The following is a 22,872-nucleotide window of genomic DNA, read 5'->3' as shown; positions in this document are numbered from 1 at the left end:
TGAACTGAACAGCCGAGTATCTGAGTGCGTCATAGAGTGATGGGGTTACCGGGCCGCCGGGGGTGGCGGCATCAGGGGGGACAGGACCATGGCAGCACGGAGCGGCGAAGCGCCGAAAGACGGCTTGAAAGACGGGACGGAAGCGCCGCGCCCCGGCACGGGCGGCAAGGCGGACGGCAAGGTGGTCAGCCTGGCCGGGCGTGGCCACCGTGCGGATGCGGGCGGTGCGGGGCAGAAGGCCGCGGGGCAGGGGGCTGACGAAACACCACCCCAGACCACGCCGGAATCCCAGCCCGCGCCGGACGGGCCGGTGGCCGCGCTTTTGAACCGGCTGGTGGTGGATGAAAGCCTGCCGCTTTATCTGGCGGATGCGGACGGCACCCTGCTGCATGTGAACGGCCATTATCACACCCTGATGGAGCGGCTGGACGGGCCCACACTGGCCCCCGGCCCCGGCGAGGCGGGCGTGGGCTACAGCGTGCCCCAGCTTGCCGGAACACTGGCGGATGTGGTCGCATTGGGTGAAACGCTGCGCCAGCGGGAAAGCATCACGCTGGCAAGCGGGGAAACCCGCACCTGGCTGGGCCGCCATATGCCGGTGCGCGGCACGGGCGGCCAGATCATCGCTGTGGCCGGCACCTATGAAGATGTCACCAGCCATATTCGCGCCGTGGAGGATGCCCGCAAGCTTCAGGCCCGGCATCAGGATTTCGCCCGCGCCACATCCGACTGGTTTTTCGAGGTGGACGCGGAGCTGAAAATCACCAGCCTGTCCGAACGGTTCACGGCCCTTGTGGGGCAGCCCGCGCCGCTGTTCATCGGCACCCATCTGATGGACCTGGGCCTGCCGGGAAAGAATCTGTCGGGCCGGTCGGACATGGATGCCGCCATCAGCCGCCGCAAGCCGTTTCGGGACCAGCTTGTGCATATCCGCGACGACAGCGGGGACCGGCAGCGTTTTCACCTGTCAGCCGTGCCGGTCTTTGGCCCGCGCGGCACGTTTTGGGGGTATCGCGGCGTGGGCATGGCGGTGGAGGACCGCTACCGGCAGGCGGAGGAGCGGGACGACGCCCGCCGGGAGATGGAAGGGCTGCTGAAGGAACTGACCCGTAAGAACCATGCGCTGGATCAGGCCCACGGGGAGCTGAGCGCGGCCCTGAAGGCGCGCACGGAATTTCTCGCCGCCATGAGCCACGAACTGCGCACCCCGCTCAATGCGGTGATCGGCTTTTCCGACGGGCTGAAGGATGCCCGCCACGGACCCCTGAGCGAAACCTATCAACAGCACGGGGCGGAGATCGCCCGCGCCGGGCGGCATCTGCTCAGCCTGATCAATGATGTGCTGGACGCCACAAGCCTGGAAAGCGGCGGGCTGGCCCTGTCCGCCACGCCGCTGAACGCCGCCGCGCTGCTGGCGGAGACGGCATCCATGATGGCCGACCGGGCGGAGGCACGGGGGCTGAGCCTGACCGTGGCGAACAGTGACGCACCCCTTGTGGGGGACCGGCGCCGCGTGTCGCAAATCCTGATCAATCTGGTGGGCAATGCCGTCAAGTTCACGCAGCACGGCCATGTTACCCTGTCAGCAAAAACGGACGGCACCCGGACCCACTTGCACGTGACGGACACCGGCCCCGGCATCCCCGCCGACCGGCTGGAGCACATCTTCGACAAGTTCAGCCAGATCAGGGGGGAGGGCGAAGCCTACGCCCGCGGCCAGGAGGGCACCGGCCTCGGCCTCCACATCTCCCGCCAACTGGCCGAAGCCATGGGCGGCACCCTCACCGCCACCAGCAAAGAAGGCAACGGCAGCACCTTCACCCTCACCCTCCCCGCCACCGAAGACGGCACCGAAAAAACCAATGAATCCGACCACTGCGGCGATTTTATTTGACTTTAAGTTGAAATTCCTTGTTAGCCTCTTGGGTGATTTTTTGACCTGAGAGGTGACTTCATGACTGATTCCGGCCTTCGAAAAGCGCCACGTGCCCAGCGAGATGATACGCCGTTCACAGGAGATCTTTTGAATCGAAAGGTCTTCGCAGATCGCATGACCGACCTGATTGCAACTGCACCAGGACCTTTTGTCATCAGCGTAAAAGGTGAATATGGAACGGGTAAAAGTTATTTCGCTGGCGAGTGGAAAAAGAAGATTGAGGCCGAAGGCGGCAAGGTCGTGCTTTTTGACGCATGGAAGTCCGACTTCATGTCCGATCCAATGGCTGCGTTGGTAATGTGTCTGGATGAGAATTTAAAAGGAAATTCCGAAGATTCAGATACTATTCTCGATAATATAAAGAAAAGGGTTGCATCACCTTTAATCAAAAATGCTCCCTATTTAATAGGAAAAGCAATATTAAGCAAAGCATTTGGAGACGGTGTTGCCGAAGACGCGTCTAATATTTTTAAAATGGGTAAGGGTGATATTTCTGATTTAATATCTGGATACTCCGAGTCATTAATTATTGAGCAGAAAGAAATTTATTCCAATATGGAAAAATTCAAGGAAGACTTGTCCTTATTGGTTAGAGAAATTTCTGGGTTTGATGACGAGGGAGGGCTAAAAAATAAGCTTATTTTTATTGTTGATGAGTTGGATCGGTGTCGTCCTGATTATGCAATTAAAGTATTGGAGAAAATAAAGCACTTTTTTGATGTAGAGGGTGTTATTTTCGTTTTGATGGTTGCAGAGCGTCAGATTCATTCAGCAATACATGCCGTTTATGGCTCTGAGGTTGACAGTGCCGGGTATCTCAAAAGGTTTATCGATTGGGAAGTCTCGTTACCTACGCCTAATCCAGAAGCGATTGTAAATGAGCTATATGATCATTATGGGTTCGAGCATTTGTTTTCCCAAAGAGGTAATTCCGGGCAGCCATTTGATAATTTCATACCAAATTTATTTCGCGTTATGGGTGTTCCAATCAGAAATCAGAAAAAGATATTTTTGAGTGTAAAGGTGATTATAGAGAATTGCCAATCTTTACGAGGGTTCCCCTGCATCCCGATCTTTGTACTGGTTACATTAAAGGATCACTCTCCTTCTCTTTATAAAGAAGTATTGAATCTTTCTGGTCCGGAAGCTTATGAAAAAATTCGTCGGCATTTTCAGATTTGGGATGCATATGATCGCTTCAATAGGGATAATATGTCTTGGTTGGAAGGTTCGATTTTAGGCACGTTTTTGGGGAATGGCGATACTGAATGGTATGATAAGCAGAATGAATATATAGAAAGCTCGGATCATGTAGACAATCCTCCCCGTAAAGATCGGTTGTGGATTACTGCAGCTGGGCAAGTATCTGGTCTGTCATACGGCGAAAGAGAAGCGCGGGAAGAGTCAATTGCGGCAGTCGAGCGTTTTTCCGATATACTCTGTTCTGGTAACTAATCCGTAAATTGTTCCGTCAGTATCCGTTCTTCCAGATTGTGTTCCGGGTCGAAGAGCAGGGTGCATTGGTTTTCCCAGTCCTCTTCCACCAGGATGTGGCGCACGTCGCGGACTTCGTGCATGTCGGCTACCGCCGAGACGGGGCGCTTGTGGGGTTCCTGCATGGTCAGTTCGATGCGGGCCGTGTGGGGCAGCAGGGCGCCGTGCCAGCGGCGCGGGCGGAAGGCGGAAATGGGGGTCAGCGCCAGCAGCTTCGATCCGATGGGCAGGATCGGCCCGTGGGCGGACAGGTTATAGGCCGTGCTGCCCGCCGGGGTGGCCACCAGCACGCCATCCCCCACCAGTTCGTTCAGGCGCACTTTTCCGTCTATGGTGATGCGGATTTTTGCCGTCTGCCGGGTTTCGCGCAGCAGTGAGACCTCGTTCACGGCGATATGCTCCACCACTTCCCCGTCGCAGGTGGTGGCGCGCATTTTCAGCGGGTGCAGGCTGATGGGGTCCGACTTCTCGATCCGCTCGATCAGTTTATCAGGGTCATAGCGGTTCATCAGAAAGCCCACCGTGCCCCGGTTCATGCCGAAAATCCGCACGTCCCGGTTCATATAGGCATGGATGGTCTGCAACATGAAGCCGTCCCCGCCGAGCGCCAGGATCACGTCGGCGCTTTCCACGCCCACGGTGGCGTATTTCTGGCGGATCATGCGGGCGGAGTCTTCCGCCTCGCCATACTGGCTTGCGATTACGGCGAGCTTCATGCGCCCTTCATCCCCTGCGTTCAAGGCCCCTTCAACGGCCATCACGGTTTCAGAAAAGGCCCCGCACCGCAAGGGTTTATGCGCTTATCCCCCGGTCATGGACATGTGCCGGTCCACCTTGCCGGTCATGTGGCCATCGGTGACGGCGAAGTCGTGGCCTTCGGGCTTGGCGCCGATGGCCCGGTCCAGCGCCGCATCCAGCGCCGCCGCGCCATCCGGCCCGCGCAGGGCGGCGCGCAGGTCCACATGGTCATCCTGGCCCAGACACATGTAAATCTGCCCCGTGCAGGTCACGCGCACCCGGTTGCAGCCGCTACAGAAATTGCGGCTGAGCGGCGTGATCAGCCCCAGCCGGGACCGGCTGCCCGCAATGTCCATATAACGGGCCGGGCCGCCGGTGCGGTGATCGCTGGGGGTCAGTGCGGCGCGGGCCTCAAGCGCTGGCAGCAGGGCGCTGACGGGCATATAAGTGTCTTCCCGCGCGTCGGCCACGTCGCCCATGGGCATGGTTTCGATCAATGTCAGGTCAAAGCCGCGGTGGCGGGCGAAATCGAACAGGTCCGGGATGGTGTGGGCGTTGCGGTTCTTCATCACCACCGCGTTCAGTTTCACCTTCAGGCCCGCGTCTTCCGCCGCATCCAGCCCGCGGCGCACATCATCCAACCGGTTCCGGCGGGTGATGGCGTGAAAGGTGGCCGGGTCCAGCGTGTCCAGCGACACATTGATGCGCCGCACGCCCGCGCGGGCGAGCTTGCCCGCCATGGCTGGCAACTGCGTGGCATTGGTGGTGAGCGTCACCTCGTCCAGCGCGCCGGATTGCACCCGCGCTCCCAGCCGGTCGATCAGCCATTGAATGTTCCGCCGCACCAGCGGCTCCCCGCCCGTCAGCCGGATGCGCCTGACGCCCCGGTCCATGAAGGCGTCCGAGACGGTCAACAGCTCTTCCAGGCTGAGCACGTCCTTTTTGGGCAGGAAGGTCATGTCCTCCGCCATGCAATAGCGGCAGCGCAGGTCACAGCGATCCGTAACGCTGAGCCTGAGATAGGTGATGGTGCGCCCGAACGGGTCCACCAGATCGGGGGCGCGCCCACGCGCGGGCATGTCTGCTATGGGGATGCTATCCGGCATGGTCTGATTTTGGCGCGCGCGGCGCCATCGTCAAGCGTGGTGACGCGCCGTGGGTCAGCTTTCGTCGTCCAGCAGGCCGCCAAGGGCGTTTTCCGTCTCCGCAATACGGGAAAAAGCCGCCGCATTGGCGCGAAATACATTCTGTTCCGCGCGGAAGTCCACAACTGTCTGGATCAGGTCGGAAAAGCCGGCGGCGTCCGCCCCGCTGACCTGCGGGGGGCGGGGGGCGGCCCCGGCCTGCGGCTGTTGCTGCCCGGCCTGTTCGCCCGCTGCCTGTGCCGGGGCAGGGGGTGTGCCCGTGCCCTCCGCGGCGCCAAGGATGCGGTTGGTGGTGCTGGCGTCAGCCGCAGAGTCCCGCACAATGCGCCCGGCCAGATCGGTGGCACGCTGCTGGCTGGCCAAAAGACCCTGCGTGGCTTTGGAAAGGGCATCCATGGGCTTCACTCCTCGAACATGGGCGGCCAGCATAGCACAGCCCGCCCTTTCGCGCCAGAACCGCCCCTGTTAACCTGCTGCCTGGAAGGAGGCCGTGCAATGAATGTGGATGTGGTGATCGATGTGGTCTGCCCCTGGTGCTTTGTGGGCAAACGCCATCTGGACCGGGCCATGGCCGCCCGGCCCGGCCTGGTGCAGGCGGTGCGCTACAGGCCCTATCAGCTCAACCCCAACACGCCGGAAGACGGCGTGGACCGGGACGCCGCCTACCGCGCCAAGTTCGGCGACGGGCCGGAGCTTGACCAGATGCGCGCCCAACTGACCCGCATCGGCGCCGAAGCGGGCATTGCATTCGATTTCACCACGCCGGTGCGGATCGCCAACAGCCTGGATGCCCACCGCCTGATTCGCTGGGCCCTGTCCGCCGGGGTGCAGGCGGCGGTGGCGGATCGGCTGATGAGCCTGTATTTCGAAGAGGCGCGCTTCATCGGGGATCATGCCCTGCTTGCGGACGTGGCCGGGGATGCGGGCATGGACCGGGCGCTGGTGGCGGACCTGCTGGCCAGTGACCGGGACAAGGCGATGATCGAGGAAGAAGCGATGGCCGCCCGGCAGATGGGCGTGACCGGCGTGCCCTATTATGTGTTCAACCGGCAGGCGGGCGTATCCGGGGCGCAGGCGCCGGAGGTGCTGATGCAGGTGATGGACCGGCTGGCGCCACAGGTGGCGGGCGAAGCCTGATCGGGGCGGTGGCACGCGAAATTTCGGGAAAAAGAGAAACGAGGGCCGGACGGGTACTCGATACACCTTGGGACATGCCCGGCCCCCGTTCAAGGGAAGGGTGATCACTCAGAACAACTCGTAACCCTGATCACCCTGAAATCCGAAAGCAGGGGGGAACCCCAACACACCACATGCAATATTGATCATGTAGCACCCGGCCTTCGGATAACCGTACTGGCCTGGGCAAGATGCGCGACTTGTAACACCTTGAAACTGAACGCAACCCTGGACCCCACGCCAACCGGGCTAAAAGCCCGGCCCGGTATTCCGTGACAGCCGCCGGGGCCTCAAAACCACCCGAAACGATCCCGGCGCCGTCAACTGGACGGTAGCGAGACTCCCTTTCCAAAAGGTAAACGTCAAGGTGGCGACAGCGACTTTTGCAAACGTTTGCAGATTGCAATGCGGAATGCGGTTCAACATGCCGGGAAAAATGCGTTGCAAATCTGTGGTTTGGTGTGTCGCGCCGATGATCCGGTCCTTCGGATCACATTTGTGTGACCACCTTCATGCAGTCGGGACGACCAGTGCGATTCCCCCGCAGGGTCAGGCATTTTCCGGGGCCTTTTCCGCCAGACTCGCCAACTGCTTGACCACCGCATTGACGGATTTCAGGCGTTGCACCACCGATTCCATGCGGGCCAGATAGACCAGCTTGTGATCCGGCTTCAGCTTGGCCGTGGCGCCGGTGCGGGAGATGAAGTCCACCAGCCCCGCGGGGTTGGGGAAACTGTCCTTGTAAAAGCTGATGGTCATGCCCTTCGGCCCGGCTTCCAGCTTTTCGATTCCCGCCCGTTTGCAGTGGCCCTTGATGATCATCACATGGGCAAGCTGCTTTACCGCGCCGGGCAGGGGGCCGAACCGGTCGATCAACTCCGCGGCGAAGGCATCCACATCTTCGCGCGTGGTCAGGTCCGCCAGTCTGCGATAGAGCGCCATACGGGTGTTCAGGTCCGGCACATAGCTTTCCGGGATCATCACCGTGGCCCCCACATTGATCTGCGGCGACCAGTCCTCGGCCAGGCTGTCATCGGCGCCACCCGCGCGGGCTTCACTGACCGCTTCTTCCAGCATCTTCTGATAGAGTTCCACGCCCACCTCGCGCACATGGCCGCTTTGTTCCTCGCCCAGCAGGTTGCCGGCGCCGCGAATGTCCATGTCATGGCTGGCCAGATTGAAGCCCGCGCCCAGCGTGTCCAGGGTTTGAAGCACCTGAAGGCGCTTGTCCGCGTTTTCGCTCAGCGCCTTGCGCGGCGGCACGGTCAGATAGGCATAGGCCCGCATTTTGGCCCGGCCCACGCGCCCCCTGAGCTGGTATAGCTGGGCCAGCCCGAAGCGGTCGGAGCGGTGCACCACCATGGTGTTGGCGGTGGGAATGTCGATGCCGCTTTCAATGATGGTGGTGGACAGCAGCACATCAAAGCGCCCTTCGTAAAAGGCGGTCATCACGTCCTCGATCTCGCGGGCGGGCATCTGGCCGTGGGCGATGGTGAATTTCACTTCCGGCACATGATCTTTCAGGAAGGTGGCGGCTTCCTGAAGGTCGGCCACATAGGGGCACACATAGAAGCTCTGGCCGCCGCGGAAATGCTCCCGCAGCAGGGCTTCCCGCACCACCACCGGGTCGAAGGGCAGCACAAAAGTGCGCACGGCCAGCCGATCCACCGGGGGCGTGGCGATGATGGACAGGTCGCGGATGCCGCTCATGGCCATTTGCAGGGTGCGCGGAATGGGCGTGGCCGTCATGGTCAGTACGTGCACGTCCGCCTTCAGTTCCTTCAGCCGTTCCTTGTGGGCGACGCCGAAATGCTGTTCCTCGTCCACGATCAACAGGCCCAGATCGCGGAAGCTGATGCCCTTGCCCAGCAGCGCATGGGTGCCGATTACGATGTCCGCCGTGCCGTCCGCCAGTTCCGCGCGGGTGGCCTTGGCGTTCTTCTGGCTGACCAGCCGCGATAGCTGCGCCACCTTCACCGGCAGGTCGCGGAAGCGTTCCTCGAAGGTTTGATAATGCTGGCGGGCGAGCAGGGTGGTGGGGGCGATCACCGCCACCTGATGCCCGGCCATCACCGCCAGAAAGGCGGCGCGCAGCGCCACTTCCGTCTTGCCGAAGCCCACATCGCCGCAGATCAGCCGGTCCATGGGGCGGCCGCTTGCCAGATCGCCCGCCACATCCGAAATGGCGCGCAACTGATCGTCCGTCTCCTCAAAGGGGAAGCGGGCGGCGAATTCCTCGTAAAGCCCTTCCGGCGGGGCGATGCGGGTGCCTTCGCGCATTTCCCGCTGGGCCGCCAGCTTGATGAGCTGATCCGCCATTTCGCGGATGCGCTCCTTCATTTTCGCCTTGCGCGCCTGCCAGGCCACACCGCCCAGCTTGTCCAACTGGGCCTCGGTGGTCTCCCCGCCATAGCGGGACAGCACCTCGATGTTCTCCACCGGTACGAACAGCCGGTCGCCGCCATGATAGACCAGCGCCAGGCAATCATGGGCGGCGCCGTTGACTTCCACCGCTTCCAGCCGGTCGAACCGGCCAATGCCGTGCTGGGTGTGCACCACCAGATCGCCCGGTGAAAGGGCGCTGGCCTCGGACAGGAAATTGTCGGCCCTGCGCTGGCGACGTACCTTGCGCACCAGCCGGTCGCCCAGAATGTCCTGTTCGGTCAAAAGCGCCAGATCGTCGGTCTCGAACCCGGCATCCGCGGGCAGCACGGTAACGGCGGACAGGGATTTCGTCTCCCGCCGGATGGCGGCCCAGCTTTCCGCGAAGGCGATGGGGGCCACGCCGTGGTCCTTGAGCACGGTTTCCATGCGCTGTGCGGCGCCCGCGCTGGTGCAGGCGAAGACCACGCGCCTGCCGGCCTTGCGCAGATCCACCACATGGGCGCGCACCGCGTCATATATATTGATCGCCCTGTCATTGCGTTCCGGCGCGAAATCCCGGCCCCGGCGCGCCTTCATGGTGATGGTGGTTTCGTTCTCCGGCTCGTTGTTCGGGCTGAAGTGGCGGGCGTTCAGGTCCAGCAGGCGGCTTTCCCATTCCTGCCCGGTCAGAAACAGCAGGCCGGGCGGGCAGGGTTTGTACAGGGGCGATGTGGTGTCCTTGCCTTCCCGGATCATGGCCAGCACGGTTTGCCGTGCCTCGAAATGGTCCTGAACCGCTTTCAGCCGTTCGTCCGCCGCGATGTCGGCCTGATGGTCCATGGTCAGCACCGGGCTGTCCACATAGTCGAACAGGCTGTCCATGCGGTCATGGAAAAAGGGCAGCCAGTGTTCCGCCCCCTGTAGTGCGCGGCCCTGGCCCACCGCTTCGAACAGCGGGTCTTCCCCCTTGGCGGGGCCAAAGGTGTTCACATAGGCGCGCTGGAAGCGCTGCCGGGACTCCGGGTCCAGCGAAAATTCCGCCGCCGGTTTCAGATTGACCCGATCCTGCCTGCCGGTGGTGCGCTGGCTCAGCGGGTCGAAGCGGCGGATGCTGTCCAGCTCGTCGCCGAAAAAGTCCAGCCGCACCGGTTCTTCGGCGCCGGTGGGGTACAGGTCCAGCAGGCCGCCGCGCACGGCATATTCGCCCGGTTCCATCACCTGATCGCTGCGGCTGTAGCCCGCCTCATGCAGGCGGTCGGTCAGGGCGGTCATGTCGGTCTGGTCGCCGGGCGCCAGGCCCAGGCTGGCGGCGGCCACCCATTCCTTCGGCGGCACCCGTTGCAGCACGGCGTTCACCGTGGTCAGGATCAGGGCGGGGCCTTTCACGCCCGCCGCCAGTCGGCTCAGGGTTTCCATTCGTCGGGCGGTAATGTCTGCCTGCGGGCTCACCCGGTCATAGGGCAGGCAATCCCAGGCCGGGAAATCCAGCACGGTCAGGGCCGGATCGAAAAAGGCCACCTGGCCGATCAGGGCCGACAGCGCCCGGTCATCGCGGGTGATGTGCAGCACCGGCTTTTTCAGCCTGTTATGGGCCTCGGCCGCCGCGCGGGTCAGAAGCCAGGCATCGAACCCGCCGGGAACACCGGCTACGGTCAGCGGGTGTTCCGCGTTGATCAGGGCATCAAGCGACATGCAGGCTCCGTTCTGTTCTGTGTCTTGTTATGGCAGCGGGCGCGTCAGCGCGCTTTCAGGGTCATGAAATCAAGCTGGCGCAGGGCGTCCATCATTGGCCCGGCATAGGCTTGAGGCGGGTCTTCCTTGCTGGTGACCCAGTTCATCACCTGATGATCGTTTTCCTCGAACAGGCGCTCGAACCAGGCGCAGTCCTCGTGGCTCAGGCTTTCCATGCGGCTCTGGATGAAATTGCCGAAGATCAGGTCCATTTCCTTGATGCCGCGGTGCCACGCCCGGAACAACAGGCGGCGCCGCCGGTTTTCCAGGTCCAGTTCGCCGTGCGGGTCATATGCCTTGGGGCGGTCGCGCTCTGTCATTTCCGGCCTTTCCAATTGTCACCATGCACAGCTAGGATGCCCCCGAACGCCGCCCCGCAAAGAAAAGGCCAGAAGACGGAAAGCCGCCATGCGCCCGGAAGCCCTGTTCCAGTACTTCGCCGATATAGAATCTCTGCCCGGCATCGGCAAGCGCTCCCGTCAGGCGGTGGAGGCGCTGGCCGGTCCCGCGGTGAAGGATGTGCTGTTTCACATGCCCGCCTCGCTGGTGGATCGCCGCCCCGGCGCCGACAGCCAGACCGCGCGGGAAGGCGCGGTGGTCACGCTGGAAGTGACCGTTTTACAGCACACGCCCCCCGCCAATCGCCGACAGCCGCACCGGGTCACCGTACAGGATGCGGGCGGCTTTTTGTCGCTGGTATTTTTTCATGGCTCCCGCGCCTGGATCGAGGGGCAGTTGCCCGAAGGGTCCACCCGGCTCGTATCCGGCAGGCTGGAACGCTATCAGGGCCGGCCGCAGATGAGCCACCCGGATTACATCCTTCCCCTTGAGGCGGCGAACACAATGCCCGCGCTGGAGCCGGTTTATCCGCTGACCAGGGGGCTGAGCAACAAGGGGTTGATGAAGGCCATCCGCGCCGCGCTGGACAGCGTGCCGGACCTGGACGAATGGCAGGACCCGGCCTTGCTGAAGCGCGAAGGCTGGCCCGCTTTCCGTGCCGCGCTGGTCAGCCTGCATCAGCCTGAAAGCCCCGATGACGTGCTGGCGGACAGCCCGGCCCGGCGGCGCCTCGCCTTTGACGAATTGCTGGCCACCCAGCTTGCGCTGGCCCTGGCGCGGGAACGGTCCCGCCGTCGCCGGGGGCGGGCGCTGATGGGCGATGGCAACCGGCGCGGCGCCATTTTCCGGGCGCTACCCTACAGCCTGACCGGTGACCAGCAAAAGGCGCTGTCCGAAATCGTGGCGGACATGGAAGGCCCGCACGCCATGCTGCGGTTGTTGCAGGGGGATGTGGGCAGCGGCAAGACCGTGGTGGCCGCGCTGTCCATGGCGCTGGCGGTGGAGGCGGGCGCGCAGGCGGCGCTGATCGCGCCTACGGAAATCCTCGCGCGGCAGCACCTTGAAAGCCTCACACCCCTGCTTGGCGCGGCGGACATGCGCATGGCGCTGCTCACCGGGCGGGTGAAGGGCCGCGCGCGGGAAGCGATCCTGCGCGATCTGGCCGCCGGGCGGATCGATGTGCTGGTGGGCACCCATGCGCTGATACAGGACGCGGTGACATTCCGGGACCTGGGCCTTGCGGTGATCGACGAACAGCACCGTTTCGGCGTGCAGCAGCGCCTGAAACTGGCCCGCAAGGCCACGCGCGGGGTGGATACGCTGGTGATGACAGCCACCCCCATTCCCCGCACGCTGACACTGACCGCTTATGGCGATCTGGATGTGTCCCGCATTCGGGAAAAGCCGCCGGGGCGCCAGCCCATCGATACCCGCGTTCTGCCACAGGAAAGGCTGGGCGATGTGATGGATGCGCTGTCCCGAAAGATCGCGGACGGGGCGCGGGCTTACTGGGTGTGCCCGCTGGTGGCGGAATCCGAGACCAGCGATCTGGCCGCGGCGGAAGAGCGGTTCGCCGATCTTCAGGCCCGCTTCGGGGATCGGGTGGCGCTGGTGCATGGCCGCATGAAGGGGGAGGAAAAAGACGCCGCCATGGCGCGCTTTCAGTCCGGGGAGGCGCAGATACTGGTGGCCACCACGGTGATCGAGGTGGGCGTGGACGTGCCGGAGGCCACCATCATGGTGATCGAGCAGGCGGAGCGCTTCGGCCTGGCCCAACTGCACCAGCTCAGGGGCCGCGTGGGGCGGGGCAGCGGCAAGTCCACCTGCCTGCTGATCCGCGCCGACGATATCAGCGATGTGGCCAAATCCCGCCTGAACGTGATGCGGGAAACGGAGGACGGCTTCCTGATCGCGGAGGAAGACCTGCGCCTGCGCGGCGCGGGGGAGGTGCTGGGCACCCGCCAGAGCGGCCTGCCGGATTTCCAGCTTGTGGATCTGGCCGCCCATACGGACCTGATCGAAATGGCCCGCGACGACGCCCGCCGCATTGTCGCCACGGACCCCACGCTGGACAGCCCCCGCGGCCAGGCGCTGCGCCTCGCCCTCTATCTGTTCGAGCGCGACGAGGGCATCCGCCTGATGCAAAGCGGTTAGGGCGCGGCTAATAGGAGCGGTATTCCCGGTCTTTGCGGGTAAAGAACTGCCTGGCATAGGCGGCGGCGAGCGCTTCCAGGTCTTCGGCGGGGGCATCCGATATGTCGTATTTTTCGCGGATATATGCCCGTTTGTCCGGGGGCATATGGGGTATGTTTTCATGGACCCGTACATAAAAGGCCTTCAATCGTGGAGAGCAGCTTTTATCGGCCTCATGAATGGCCCTGTTTAAATTGTTGTAGGCGTTGCCCCAGAACTGGTCCAGGCGCTTCTGGAAGTATTCCTCAATCTTGTAAGTGACCCGATCACTGCCGAACTTGAAAAGGTTTCCCTCCGCCGCCATGCGGGTAGCGTGAAGGAATGTCGCTTTTGCGAAATGCTGATAATAGCGGGCGGCTATCTTTTCCCGGTCGAAAATATCATTATCCAGTTTTTCACGGATTGGATAGAAGTCGGAGACCAGTGACATAAGGGGGGTGTATTGCACACGCCGCTCAATATCCTGCCAGGGCTGACCGGACAGCAATAAAATCCGCATGTTCAGATAGTCTTCGAAGCTGTCTTCCGAATAGGGCAGCCCATTAAATAGCCAGGCAATCTTTATGGTGCTTGGAACTTTGAGTTCGTCCAGAAACAGCCCGTCCAGAAAGCGCAGGGTGGGCAGGTGGCCCGCCAGATCGGCGGCTGCGAACAGGAACACCACATGGCGGGGATAATAGGCCTGATAATCATAGGCTGGCCGGTATTCGATGAAATGGTCCAGCAGCTTGGTCAGCAGCGCCACATTGCCCTTCAGGTAATAATATCCCAGCAAATGATGAAAGTCCCGCTGCGACAAAAGGGCTTGGCGCAGATAGGGGCGCATTTCGCCGTCCAGATAGGGGGCAATGTCCGGCGACCGCTCCACCATGGTTTCCGCTCGGTAAAAACCGTCATATTTGCAGGATGCCTCCCGCCCCGGAATGCTGGCACTGGCGGGGACGGACAAGCACAGCAGCGCAAATGCCATCAACAGGGTCGGGGCGGAAAATAGCGTGCTTTCAAGTCGGCCCAGAATGGTTTTGAAGTATATACCCATGCCCATGATCAACCCCCGATGAAACAAGCGACAGCCAGCACCCGGCTTGTAGAAGGCGCTATAAAATCTGAGGTTGATTTAATGATACCGGAAACACAAGGGGGAAATCTATCCCCTACAGTTTCGATGCCGTCTTGCGGCGATTGCGGGCGGCGGTGGTCCTGCTATCCGGCCCCAGGAATCCAAAAGGGGGCCTTGGCATATATGCGCTAACGATAGTGCTTTCAGGGGCGCTAAACCGTCTTCGCCAGTGAGACCTGGAAGCCTTCTTCCTCCAGGACGGTGACGAGGCGGTCGGCGTGTTCGCGGTCCTTGGTTTCCACCACCAGTTCCATTTCCGTCATTTTCAGGGAGATGGCGCCGAATTCGCGCTGGTGTTTCACCTCGATCACATTGGCGCCCACGCGGGCCACCACGTCCGTCACCTTGGCCAGATTGCCCGGCTGATCCAGCATGGTGATGCGCAGGCGGGACAGCCGCCCGTCCCGCGCCATGCCGCGCATGATGGCGGAGGCGAGCAAACGGCTGTCGATATTGCCGCCGCACAGCACCGTGCCCACCTTGCGGCCCCGGAAGCGTTCGGGATAGGTCATCACGGCGGCCAGCCCGATGGCCCCGGCGCCTTCCACCACCACCTTTTCGATTTCCATCAGCATCACGATGGCGGCTTCGATCCGGCTTTCCGGCACCACCAGAATTTCATCCACCAGGGCTTTCACCACCTTGCGGGTGTTCTGGCCCGGATTGGCCACGGCGATGCCTTCGGCGATGGTGATGTGCGAGCCGTGCAGCGACGTGCCCTCGATCGCCTCCTTCATGGAGGGGAAGGCTTCCGTCTGCACGCCGACAATGCGGATATCCGGGTTGATGGCCTTGGCGATGGTGGCGATGCCGGAAATCAGCCCGCCGCCGCCAATGGGCACCACCAGCGTGTCCAGGTCCGGCACGTCCGCCAGCATTTCCAGCCCCACCGTGCCTTGCCCGGCCATCACCATGGGGTCGTCGAACGGGTGCACGAAGGTCAGGTTTTCCTGCTCCGCCAGGTCCAGTGCGGCCTTGGTGGCGTCTTCGATATTGGCACCGGCCAGCACCACGCGCGCGCCCAGTTCCTCGGTGCGCTTCACCTTGTTGAAGGGGGTGCCTTCGGGCATGACGATGGTGGCCGGAATGCCCAGCCGGGCGGCGTGATAGCTGATGCCCTGGGCGTGATTGCCCGCGGACATGGCCACAACCCCGCTGGTATCCGCCGGCAGGGACAGCAGCTTGTTCAGCGCGCCCCGTTCCTTATAGGCGGCGGTGAACTGGAAAATCTCGAATTTCAGATAGATGTCCGCCCCGGTGATCTCCGACAGGGTGGTGGACTGGGTGGTGGGCGTGCGCTTCACCGCGCCCTGAATGCTCCCGGCGGCGGCTTTCACATCGTCCGCATTGATGGGCAGGGTCGGCTTGGTCTGATCGCTCGCCATGGTTTTCGGGTCCTGGTTAAGGTGGGTAAAAGACTGGCTTGGCTGTTGCCACAGGGGGGCGGGCCTGTCCAGCCCCGGTTTATTTCAGGTGGGGTTCCAGAAACTGCTCGATCGCGGCCACGCTGGCGGGTTCCTTCAATGTGGGGGCGTGGCCCACATCGGGTACCGTCACGGCGGTGAGCCGGGGGTGGCCGCGTTCCATCGCCGCCAGTGTCTCGGCGGACAGAATGTCCGACAGCTCCCCCCGCAGCGCCAGGGTGGGGATGCCGGTCAGGGCCTCGAACACGGGCCACAGGTCGGGCAGCACCTCGCTGCTGTCGGCGTTCAGATTCTCGGCGATGGCGGGGTCATAGTCCAGCACCGGGCCGCCATCCCGTTCCGCGAAGATCGAGCGGGCGAAATCGCGCCAGTCGTCATCGTCGAAGGTGGGGTAGGCGTCCGCCATCATGGTCTTGCAGGCTTGTACGGCGGCATCCCAGTCTTTCACGCCTTCCACCTTGCCCACATAGGACTGGATGCGCTGGATGCCCGCCGGCTCGATATGGGGGCCGATGTCGTTCAAAATGGCGGTCTGCACCACACCCGGCGACGTGGCGGCGGTGATCATGGTCAGGATTCCGCCCAGCGACGTGCCCACGAAATGGGCCTGGCCGATGCTCAGATGCGCCATCAGTTCCCGAATGTCCGCCACATAGGTGGGCGGGGCATAGCGTTCGGGCCTGGGGTCCCACTGGCTGCCGCCGCGGCCCCGCATGTCCGGGCAGATGACGCGGGCGCGCTCCGACAGGCGCTCCGCCAGTGCCTCGAAGTCCCGCGCGTTGCGGGTCAGGCCCGGCAGGCAGATCACCGTGTTGGGCGAGGGCGGCATGTTGTAGTCCCGATAATGCAGCGAAAGCCCGTCGCTGTTGGTGAAGCTGGCCTCGTCGAAATGCGCCATGGGTCATCCTTCCTGCGGTCTTCTCAAGCGGGTCCGTGGTCAGTCCGCACGCCTGTTCCTTCAAGACCTTTCCCGTCTTTTCGCGGCGCGAGACGTTGGCAGCTTTGATCGCCAAGTGCAAGCGGCAGGGCGCGCGGGGCGCTGTTGGGCCTACCGTCTGTGGCGTGCATCTGATAGGAAGCTGTCAGGGGCGGCGCCGCGTGCGCGCGTCGCATGACATACCATCAGGGGGAGCATCATTCATGGCGACGCATCGCTTCAAGGGCCCTGTGCGGGCAGGGCTTTCAGCCTTCATCTTCATGATTTCGGGCGTCATTACACAGGGGAACCACATGACCGCGGCCAGCGCCGATGATCTGACCATTGACCGGCTGGTGGCGAGTCCGTCGCTGTCCGGGCCACAGGTGCAGGGGCTGAAGCTGTCGCCCGATGGCGGGCGCATCACCTTTCTGCGCGGCAAGGAAAGCGACCAGAGCGTGCTGGACCTTTGGGCCTTTGACCGGGACGCGGGCGCGGCGCGCAGGCTGGTGGATTCCGCCACCCTGATCGACGGTGCGGAACGCGCCCTGTCGGAAGAGGAGAAAGCCCGGCGGGAGCGGGACCGCACGCTTACCGGCAAGCGGGGCATCGTTTCCTATGACTGGAACCATGACGGCACCATGCTGGTATTTCCGCTGGACGGCGATGTGTTCGTTCTGCCCGTGGGGGAAGGGGAAACCGGCACGCCGAAGCGGCTGACCCACAGCGAGGCGTTCGAGACGGACATCCGCTTTTCCCCCAAGGGTACTTATGTGTCCTTCATCCGGGACGGGGATCTGTATGCCGTCGCGGTGGCGGACGGCGCGGAAACGCGGCTGACACGGGGCGCCAGCGAAACGCTCAGCCACGGCACGGCGGAGTTCATCGCGCAGGAGGAATTCGCTCGTCGTACCGGTTATTGGTGGGCGCCGGATGAGCGCCACATTGCCGTGACGGCGGTGGATGAAAGCCCCGTCATGGTGAAGGAACGCTATGAACTCGGCCCCGACGGCGGTGTTACCAGCATTGAGCAGCGCTACCCGCAGGCGGGCACGGCCAATGCCAGTGTGCGGCTTGGGGTGGTGGCGCTGTCCGGCGGGGCGCCGCGCTGGTTCGAGCAGGTATTCGACGACGGCTATCTGGCGCGGGTGGACTGGCTGCCCGGCGCCGACGCGCTGACCTATCAGGCGCTGAATCGGGACCAGACGCGGCTTGACCTGATCAGGCGGGACCTGTCCGGCGGCACCCGGACCCTGCTCAGCGAAACGGCGGATACATGGGTCAATGTGACCGACGATCTCACATTTCTGGAGTCGGGCGGCTTTGTCTGGACCAGTGAACGCAGCGGGTACCGCCATGTTTACCGGGCCGATGCCGAAGGCGCGCTGACCCCGCTGACCCAGGGTGACTGGGTGGTGGACCATGTGGCCCGCGTGGATGAAGCGGCGGGGCAGGTCTATTTCGTCGGCTGGATGGATACGCCGCTGGAACAGCATCTGTACCGCGTGCCGCTGGATGGTGGCGAGGTGGTGCGAATCAGCCGCGAGTCCGGCTGGCACGCGCCGCAGGTGGGTGACGGCGTTTATGTGGACCGGTTCAGCGCGCCCGATCAGCCGCCGCGCATATCGGTGCGTGAACTGGCCGATGGCAGCCGGGCGGGGTGGATTTCCCGCAACGGACTGGACGGCGATCACCCTTACGGCCCCTATCTGGCGGACCACGCCCCCAGCCGGTTCGGAACGGTGGCCGCCTCGGACGGCACCCGCCTGCATTACCGCATGATCCTGCCGCCCGCGCTTGCAAAGGCGCTGGACTCGGGCGAGCCCTATGACGGGCCGCGTTATCCGGTGGTGTTCAACCCCTATGGCGGGCCGCACGGGCAGGAAGCGCGGCGGGAATGGCTTTTGGACATGAACCAGATTCTCGCCCGCCGGGGATATATCGTCTTCATTCTGGACAATCGCGGCATGTGGAACCGGGGCAAGGCGTTCGAGGATGCCATATACAAGGCCATGGGCACCGTGGAAATCCGGGACCAGCTTACCGGCGCCGCCCATTTGCAGACCCTGCCTTATGTGAATGGGGAGCGGATCGGCTTCTGGGGCTGGTCATATGGCGGCTATATGACCCTGATGGCCCTGACTCAGGGCGCGGAAACCTTCAAGGCGGGGGTCAGTGTGGCGCCGGTGACAGACTGGCACCTGTACGATACCGGCTATACCGAGCGCTATATGGGCCACCCGGAGCGGGCCAGGGCCGCCTATGAGCGGGGCAATGTGCTGACCCATCTGGGCGGCTATGAAGGCGGCCTGCTGCTGATCCACGGCATGGCGGACGACAATGTGTTCTTCGATCACAGCGTGGTGCTGATGCATCATCTTCAGGCGCAGGGCAGGCCCTTTGACCTGATGACCTATCCGGGTAAAAAACATGGCATACGGGGTGAGGCCGCACGGGCCCATCTGTTCAAAAAAATGCTGGATCATTTTGAGGAAACCTTGAAACGGGATTGATAAGGTTAGTTAAAACAAAGGCTTGAGAAAGGGGTGTCGGCGCATCCCTTTCTTGTGTGCACTGCACAAAAAAGCTTGACAAAATGCTGCGGTGCCGGTACAACCGACATCAGAGAGTGCGGTGCAGCATAAGCTGACATCGTCGGCCCGAAAGTCCCCCGAACCCTGCAAATGGCTTCGGGCGGTCAGAAGAACAGACGGGCCCGGTTGGAAAACCGTCTTTTTGACTGACAACCCGGACACCAAGGGAACTGAAAAATGACCACTACCAGCACGAAAAGCACCAAGAGCACCGCAACTGACAATGCCACCAAGGTTGCGGATGACATGAAAAAGAATTTCGAAGCCTTCTCCGAGTTTTTCTCGGCGCCGAGCTTTGACGCTTCCACCATGTTCGACTTCGGTCGCAAGAACATGGAAGCATCCGCTGAAGCCAGCCGCCTCGCCTTTGAAGGCATCAAGACGGTGGCCCAGAAGCAGGTGGACCTGGCCAAGGACAATATGAGCCAGTTCAGCGAAGACGCTTCCAGCGTGTTCTCCACCAAGACACCGGAAGATGGCATCAACGAAACCTTCAAGAAGAGCCAGGATCTGTTCAAGAAGAACCTGAAGGCTCTGCGTGAAGCCAATGATGCCGCTGTGGACGCCAACCAGAAGGCCGTGTCCGTTCTGCAAAAGCGCTACAGCGAGTGCGTTGAAGATCTGAAAAGCGCAGCGAAGTAATGTGACGGTGGCGGGGCCTCAGGGGTCTCCCTCCCTCCCCTCCCTCAACTCCTGAGGGGCCCGCTCGTCCATTAAGCGCTTGCCCGCCGCCTTCTCCCCAGGGCGGCGGGCTTTTCATGTTCGGGGCGTGGTGCGGAACCAGCGCTCACCGGGTATGGCAGGCGGGCTTCCCCCCTTGCATTTGTGGTTCGGATCGCTAGGGTCGCGCCCATCTGGCCGCGCGCCAGCCTGACCAGACAAGTAAGGGAATATCCCATGGGCCTTGCCGAGGAAATCCGCAAGCGGCGCACCTTCGCCATCATTTCACACCCGGACGCGGGCAAGACCACGCTGACCGAAAAACTGCTTCTGTTCGGCGGCGCCATTCAGCTTGCCGGGGAAGTGAAGGCCCGTGGGGAGCGGCGCCGCGCCCGGTCGGACTGGATGAAGGTGGAGCAGGAACGGGGCATTTCCGTCTCCTCGTCTGTGATGACCTTCGAGTTCGAGGGGCACACCTTCAACCTGCTGGACACGCCGGGCCACGAGGACTTTTCGGAGGACACCTATCGCACGCTCAGCGCGGTGGACAGTGCCGTGATGGTGCTGGATGCGGCCAAGGGGATCGAGACCCAGACCCGCAAGCTGTTTGAAGTGTGCCGCCTGCGCGACATGCCCATTACCACCTTCATCAACAAGATGGACCGTGAAGCCCGCGACCCCCTGGAACTGCTGGACGAGGTGGAGGAAAGCCTGGCGCTGGACGTGTGCCCGGCAAGCTGGCCCATCGGCATGGGGCGGGATTTCCGCGGCTGCTATGATCTGTTGAACGACCAACTGATCCTGTTCGACCGCTCCAAGGGCGACGAGATCAAGGAAGGTATCAAGTGCAGCGGGCTGGACGATCCCAAGCTGGATGACTTGCTGCCCGATTATGCGGTGGAACAGTTGCGCTCGGAGGTGGAACTGGTGCGGGGCGCCTGCGCTTCGTGGGACCCGCAAGCCTATCTGGATGGCACGCTGACGCCGGTGTTTTTCGGTTCGGCGATCAATAATTTTGGCGTGCAGGAAATTCTGCGTGGACTGGGGGATTTCGCCCCGTCGCCGAAGCCCGCGCCCGCCGTCACCCGCGAGGTGAGGCCGGAGGAGGAGAAGGTTTCCGGCTTCGTCTTCAAGATTCAGGCGAACATGGACCCGCGCCACCGGGATCGCATCGCCTTTCTGCGCCTGGCTTCGGGGCGTTTCCGCAAGGGGATCAAGCTGAAGCATGTGCGCAATGGCAAGACCATGGCGATCCATAATGCGCTGCTGTTCCTGGCCCGGGACCGTGAAGTGGCGGAAGAAGCCTATCCCGGCGATATTATCGGCATCCCCAACCATGGCAATCTGCGCATTGGCGACACGCTGAGCGAGAGCGAGGACATCCGCTTCAAAGGCGTGCCCAGCTTCGCGCCGGAACTGTTGCAGACCGTGCGCGCCGATGACCCCATGAAGGCCAAGCATCTGGGCCGCGCGCTGGAGCAACTGGCCGAGGAGGGCGCGGCCCGCGTGTTCAAGCCGCTGATGAGCAGCGATTGGGTGGTGGGCGTGGTGGGCGCCCTGCAATTCGACGTGCTGGCGGATCGCATCCGCACCGAATATCAGGTGCCGGTCACGTTCGAGCCCACCAGCCTGATGACCGCCCAGTGGGTGGAGGGCGACAAGGCCGTTCTGAAAAAATTCGAGGAGCGCAACCGCACCGCGCTGGCCCATGATCATACCGGCGCGCCGGTCTATCTGGCGCGCAATCAGTGGCATCTCGACAAGGCCATGGATGACTTCCCCGAATTGCACTTCCTGAAAGCCAAGGAAGAGGTGGTATAGGGCCTGTTGCGTCGTTCCCCTTGATCCCGGCGCCGTTTTCGGGTGCTGTCATGACAGGGATCATCATGAGGAGGGGGCGAACATGGGTTCGACATGGCTGCGTGTGGTGCTGGGGCTGCTGCTGGTGGTGGCGGGATTCTTCGGCGTTCTGGCCTTTCTGGTGCCCGCCCCGATCAGCCCGGTGGCCTGGCGCGCACCCGCCGCGCCGGCCCTGACGGGCGCCCTGACCCGCAATAATGAACTGGATGGCGCCGAGCGCCTGCCCCTGGGCGACGGTGTGGGCGGCGAAGACGTGGCCGTGTGGCATGACGGGCGCATGATCACCGGGCTGGATGATGGCCGCCTGCTGGTGATGGCCCCCGATGGCCGTCGCCTGCATACATTGCTGGGGCGGGGTGGCCGCCCCTTGGGGCTGGACTGGGCGGCGGACGGCAGCCTGATCGTGGCCGATGCCGGTCGCGGCCTGCTGCGCGTGCGTCAGCCGTTTTCCCCGGACGCGGCGATGGTGGACACCTTGATCCCGGCTGGCGCGGCGGATGCGGCCCACCTGCATTTCGCGGACGATGTGGCGGTGGGGCCGGATGGCCGGATATATGTAAGCGATGCCAGCGCCCGCTTTACCATTGGCCAGTCGCGGCTGGACATCATTGAGGGGCGCGGCACCGGGCGCCTGCTGGCGTATGACCCGGCGGAACGGGCCGTGCGGGTGCTGCTTTCCGGCCTGCATTTCGCCAATGGCGTGGCCGTGGCCGATGACGGGTCTTCGGTGCTGGTGGTGGAAACCGGGCGCTATCGCCTGCGCCAGCTTTTCCTGTCCGGGCCGCGTGCGGGCGAAAGCCGGATCGTGGCGGACAATCTGCCCGGCTTTCCCGATGGTGTTTCCCGTGGGGCAGGGGGCGTTTATTGGGTGGCGCTGTTCGCGCCGCGCAATGCCCTGCTGGATCGGATGCATCCTTACCCCGTATTGAAGCGCATCACCACCCTGTTGCCGGACTGGCTGGCCCCGGCGCCGGTGCGTTCCGGCCATGTGCTGGGGCTGACGGTCGCCGCCGATGGCGCCGCCGTGATGGCCAGCCTGGACGACCCGGACGGCAGCCACCTGCACCATGTGACATCGGTGGAGGAAAGAGGCGGAATGCTGTTTCTGGGTACGCTGGACAGCCCCCATATCGCCCGGATACCGCGCCCGGCCCTGGCTGTGGATGCGGCCCGGTAGGGGAT

The 22,872-nt window shown here is 62.9% G+C and carries 16 protein-coding genes; 8 read left to right on the top strand and 8 right to left on the bottom strand.

Translation table 11 applies throughout. The features are described 5' to 3' along the window. The first annotated feature begins 88 nt into the window (after positions 1–88). Both WGH93_RS09515 and WGH93_RS09510 read left to right on the top strand, forming a co-directional pair. Positions 89–1,894: a PAS domain-containing sensor histidine kinase gene (locus WGH93_RS09515; RefSeq protein ID WP_374764646.1), complete on the top strand. Its 1,806-nt coding sequence runs from the start codon at positions 89–91 to the stop codon at positions 1,892–1,894. 60 nt (positions 1,895–1,954) lie between these two features. Beyond that, the gene (locus WGH93_RS09510; RefSeq protein WP_374764645.1) at positions 1,955–3,391 is read left to right on the top strand and encodes a KAP family P-loop NTPase fold protein; all 1,437 of its coding nucleotides are present in this window, start codon (positions 1,955–1,957) and stop codon (positions 3,389–3,391) included. Here WGH93_RS09510 and WGH93_RS09505 read toward each other — a convergent pair. The 3 genes from WGH93_RS09505 to WGH93_RS09495 all read right to left on the bottom strand — a co-directional run bounded on the left by WGH93_RS09505 (position 3,388) and on the right by WGH93_RS09495 (position 5,709). After that, the gene (locus tag WGH93_RS09505; RefSeq protein ID WP_374764644.1) at positions 3,388–4,146 is read right to left on the bottom strand and encodes an NAD kinase; all 759 of its coding nucleotides are present in this window, start codon (positions 4,144–4,146) and stop codon (positions 3,388–3,390) included. The two genes, WGH93_RS09510 and WGH93_RS09505, sit on opposite strands and share 4 nt — an antisense overlap. An 84-nt stretch (positions 4,147–4,230) precedes the next feature. After that, entirely contained in the window at positions 4,231–5,274 is a 1,044-nt protein-coding gene (gene moaA / locus WGH93_RS09500; RefSeq protein ID WP_374764643.1) for a GTP 3',8-cyclase MoaA, read from the bottom strand. Between the two features lie 54 nt (positions 5,275–5,328). After that, on the bottom strand, positions 5,329–5,709 hold the full coding sequence (locus WGH93_RS09495; protein ID WP_374764642.1) for a hypothetical protein: 381 nt from the start codon (positions 5,707–5,709) through the stop codon (positions 5,329–5,331). 99 nt (positions 5,710–5,808) lie between these two features. On the opposite strand from WGH93_RS09495, the gene WGH93_RS09490 reads away from it, so the two are divergent. Further along, positions 5,809–6,450, top strand: a complete 642-nt coding sequence (locus WGH93_RS09490) for a DsbA family oxidoreductase (protein WP_374764641.1) — start codon at positions 5,809–5,811, stop codon at positions 6,448–6,450. Between the two features lie 588 nt (positions 6,451–7,038). Here WGH93_RS09490 and mfd read toward each other — a convergent pair. Together mfd and WGH93_RS09480 are read right to left on the bottom strand one after the other, a co-directional pair. Beyond that, positions 7,039–10,545 carry a transcription-repair coupling factor gene (gene mfd / locus WGH93_RS09485; protein ID WP_374764640.1) on the bottom strand — a complete coding sequence of 1,169 codons (3,507 nt, stop codon included), beginning with the start codon at positions 10,543–10,545 and terminating at the stop codon, positions 7,039–7,041. A 44-nt stretch (positions 10,546–10,589) separates the two neighbouring features. Next, complete coding sequence (locus WGH93_RS09480) at positions 10,590–10,904, bottom strand: FAD assembly factor SdhE (protein WP_374764639.1); 315 nt, start codon at positions 10,902–10,904, stop codon at positions 10,590–10,592. Here WGH93_RS09480 and recG point away from each other — a divergent pair. After that, positions 10,903–13,077: an ATP-dependent DNA helicase RecG gene (recG, locus tag WGH93_RS09475; RefSeq protein WP_374764681.1), complete on the top strand. Its 2,175-nt coding sequence runs from the start codon at positions 10,903–10,905 to the stop codon at positions 13,075–13,077. The genes WGH93_RS09480 and recG overlap by 2 nt on opposite strands. A 7-nt stretch (positions 13,078–13,084) precedes the next feature. Here the strand turns inward: recG and WGH93_RS09470 are convergent, their stop codons facing one another. The 3 genes from WGH93_RS09470 to WGH93_RS09460 form a co-directional block, all read right to left on the bottom strand. Continuing rightward, positions 13,085–14,161 carry a hypothetical protein gene (locus WGH93_RS09470; RefSeq protein ID WP_374764638.1) on the bottom strand — a complete coding sequence of 359 codons (1,077 nt, stop codon included), beginning with the start codon at positions 14,159–14,161 and terminating at the stop codon, positions 13,085–13,087. Between the two features lie 227 nt (positions 14,162–14,388). Next, entirely contained in the window at positions 14,389–15,621 is a 1,233-nt protein-coding gene (locus WGH93_RS09465; protein ID WP_374764637.1) for a threonine ammonia-lyase, read from the bottom strand. A gap of 79 nt (positions 15,622–15,700) precedes the next feature. Next, positions 15,701–16,558, bottom strand: a complete 858-nt coding sequence (locus WGH93_RS09460; RefSeq protein ID WP_374764636.1) for an alpha/beta fold hydrolase — start codon at positions 16,556–16,558, stop codon at positions 15,701–15,703. 332 nt (positions 16,559–16,890) lie between these two features. Between WGH93_RS09460 and WGH93_RS09455 the strand changes: the two genes are divergently transcribed. From WGH93_RS09455 to WGH93_RS09440, 4 genes are all read left to right on the top strand, one after another. Then, the gene (locus WGH93_RS09455; protein WP_374764635.1) at positions 16,891–19,089 is read left to right on the top strand and encodes a S9 family peptidase; all 2,199 of its coding nucleotides are present in this window, start codon (positions 16,891–16,893) and stop codon (positions 19,087–19,089) included. A gap of 258 nt (positions 19,090–19,347) precedes the next feature. After that, entirely contained in the window at positions 19,348–19,812 is a 465-nt protein-coding gene (gene phaP / locus WGH93_RS09450; RefSeq protein WP_374764634.1) for a TIGR01841 family phasin, read from the top strand. 255 nt (positions 19,813–20,067) lie between these two features. After that, positions 20,068–21,651, top strand: coding sequence for a peptide chain release factor 3 (locus tag WGH93_RS09445; protein ID WP_374764633.1), 1,584 nt, complete (start codon positions 20,068–20,070; stop codon positions 21,649–21,651). An 82-nt stretch (positions 21,652–21,733) separates the two neighbouring features. Next, positions 21,734–22,867, top strand: coding sequence for an SMP-30/gluconolactonase/LRE family protein (locus WGH93_RS09440; RefSeq protein ID WP_374764632.1), 1,134 nt, complete (start codon positions 21,734–21,736; stop codon positions 22,865–22,867). Positions 22,868–22,872 lie beyond the last annotated feature (5 nt).

It is taken from the genome of Yunchengibacter salinarum (assembly GCF_037658235.1).
Lineage (GTDB): Bacteria > Pseudomonadota > Alphaproteobacteria > Sphingomonadales > Kordiimonadaceae > Yunchengibacter > Yunchengibacter salinarum.
The sequence above is the reverse complement of the archived record's forward strand: the minus strand, read 5'-3'. Positions and strand labels throughout refer to the sequence as shown.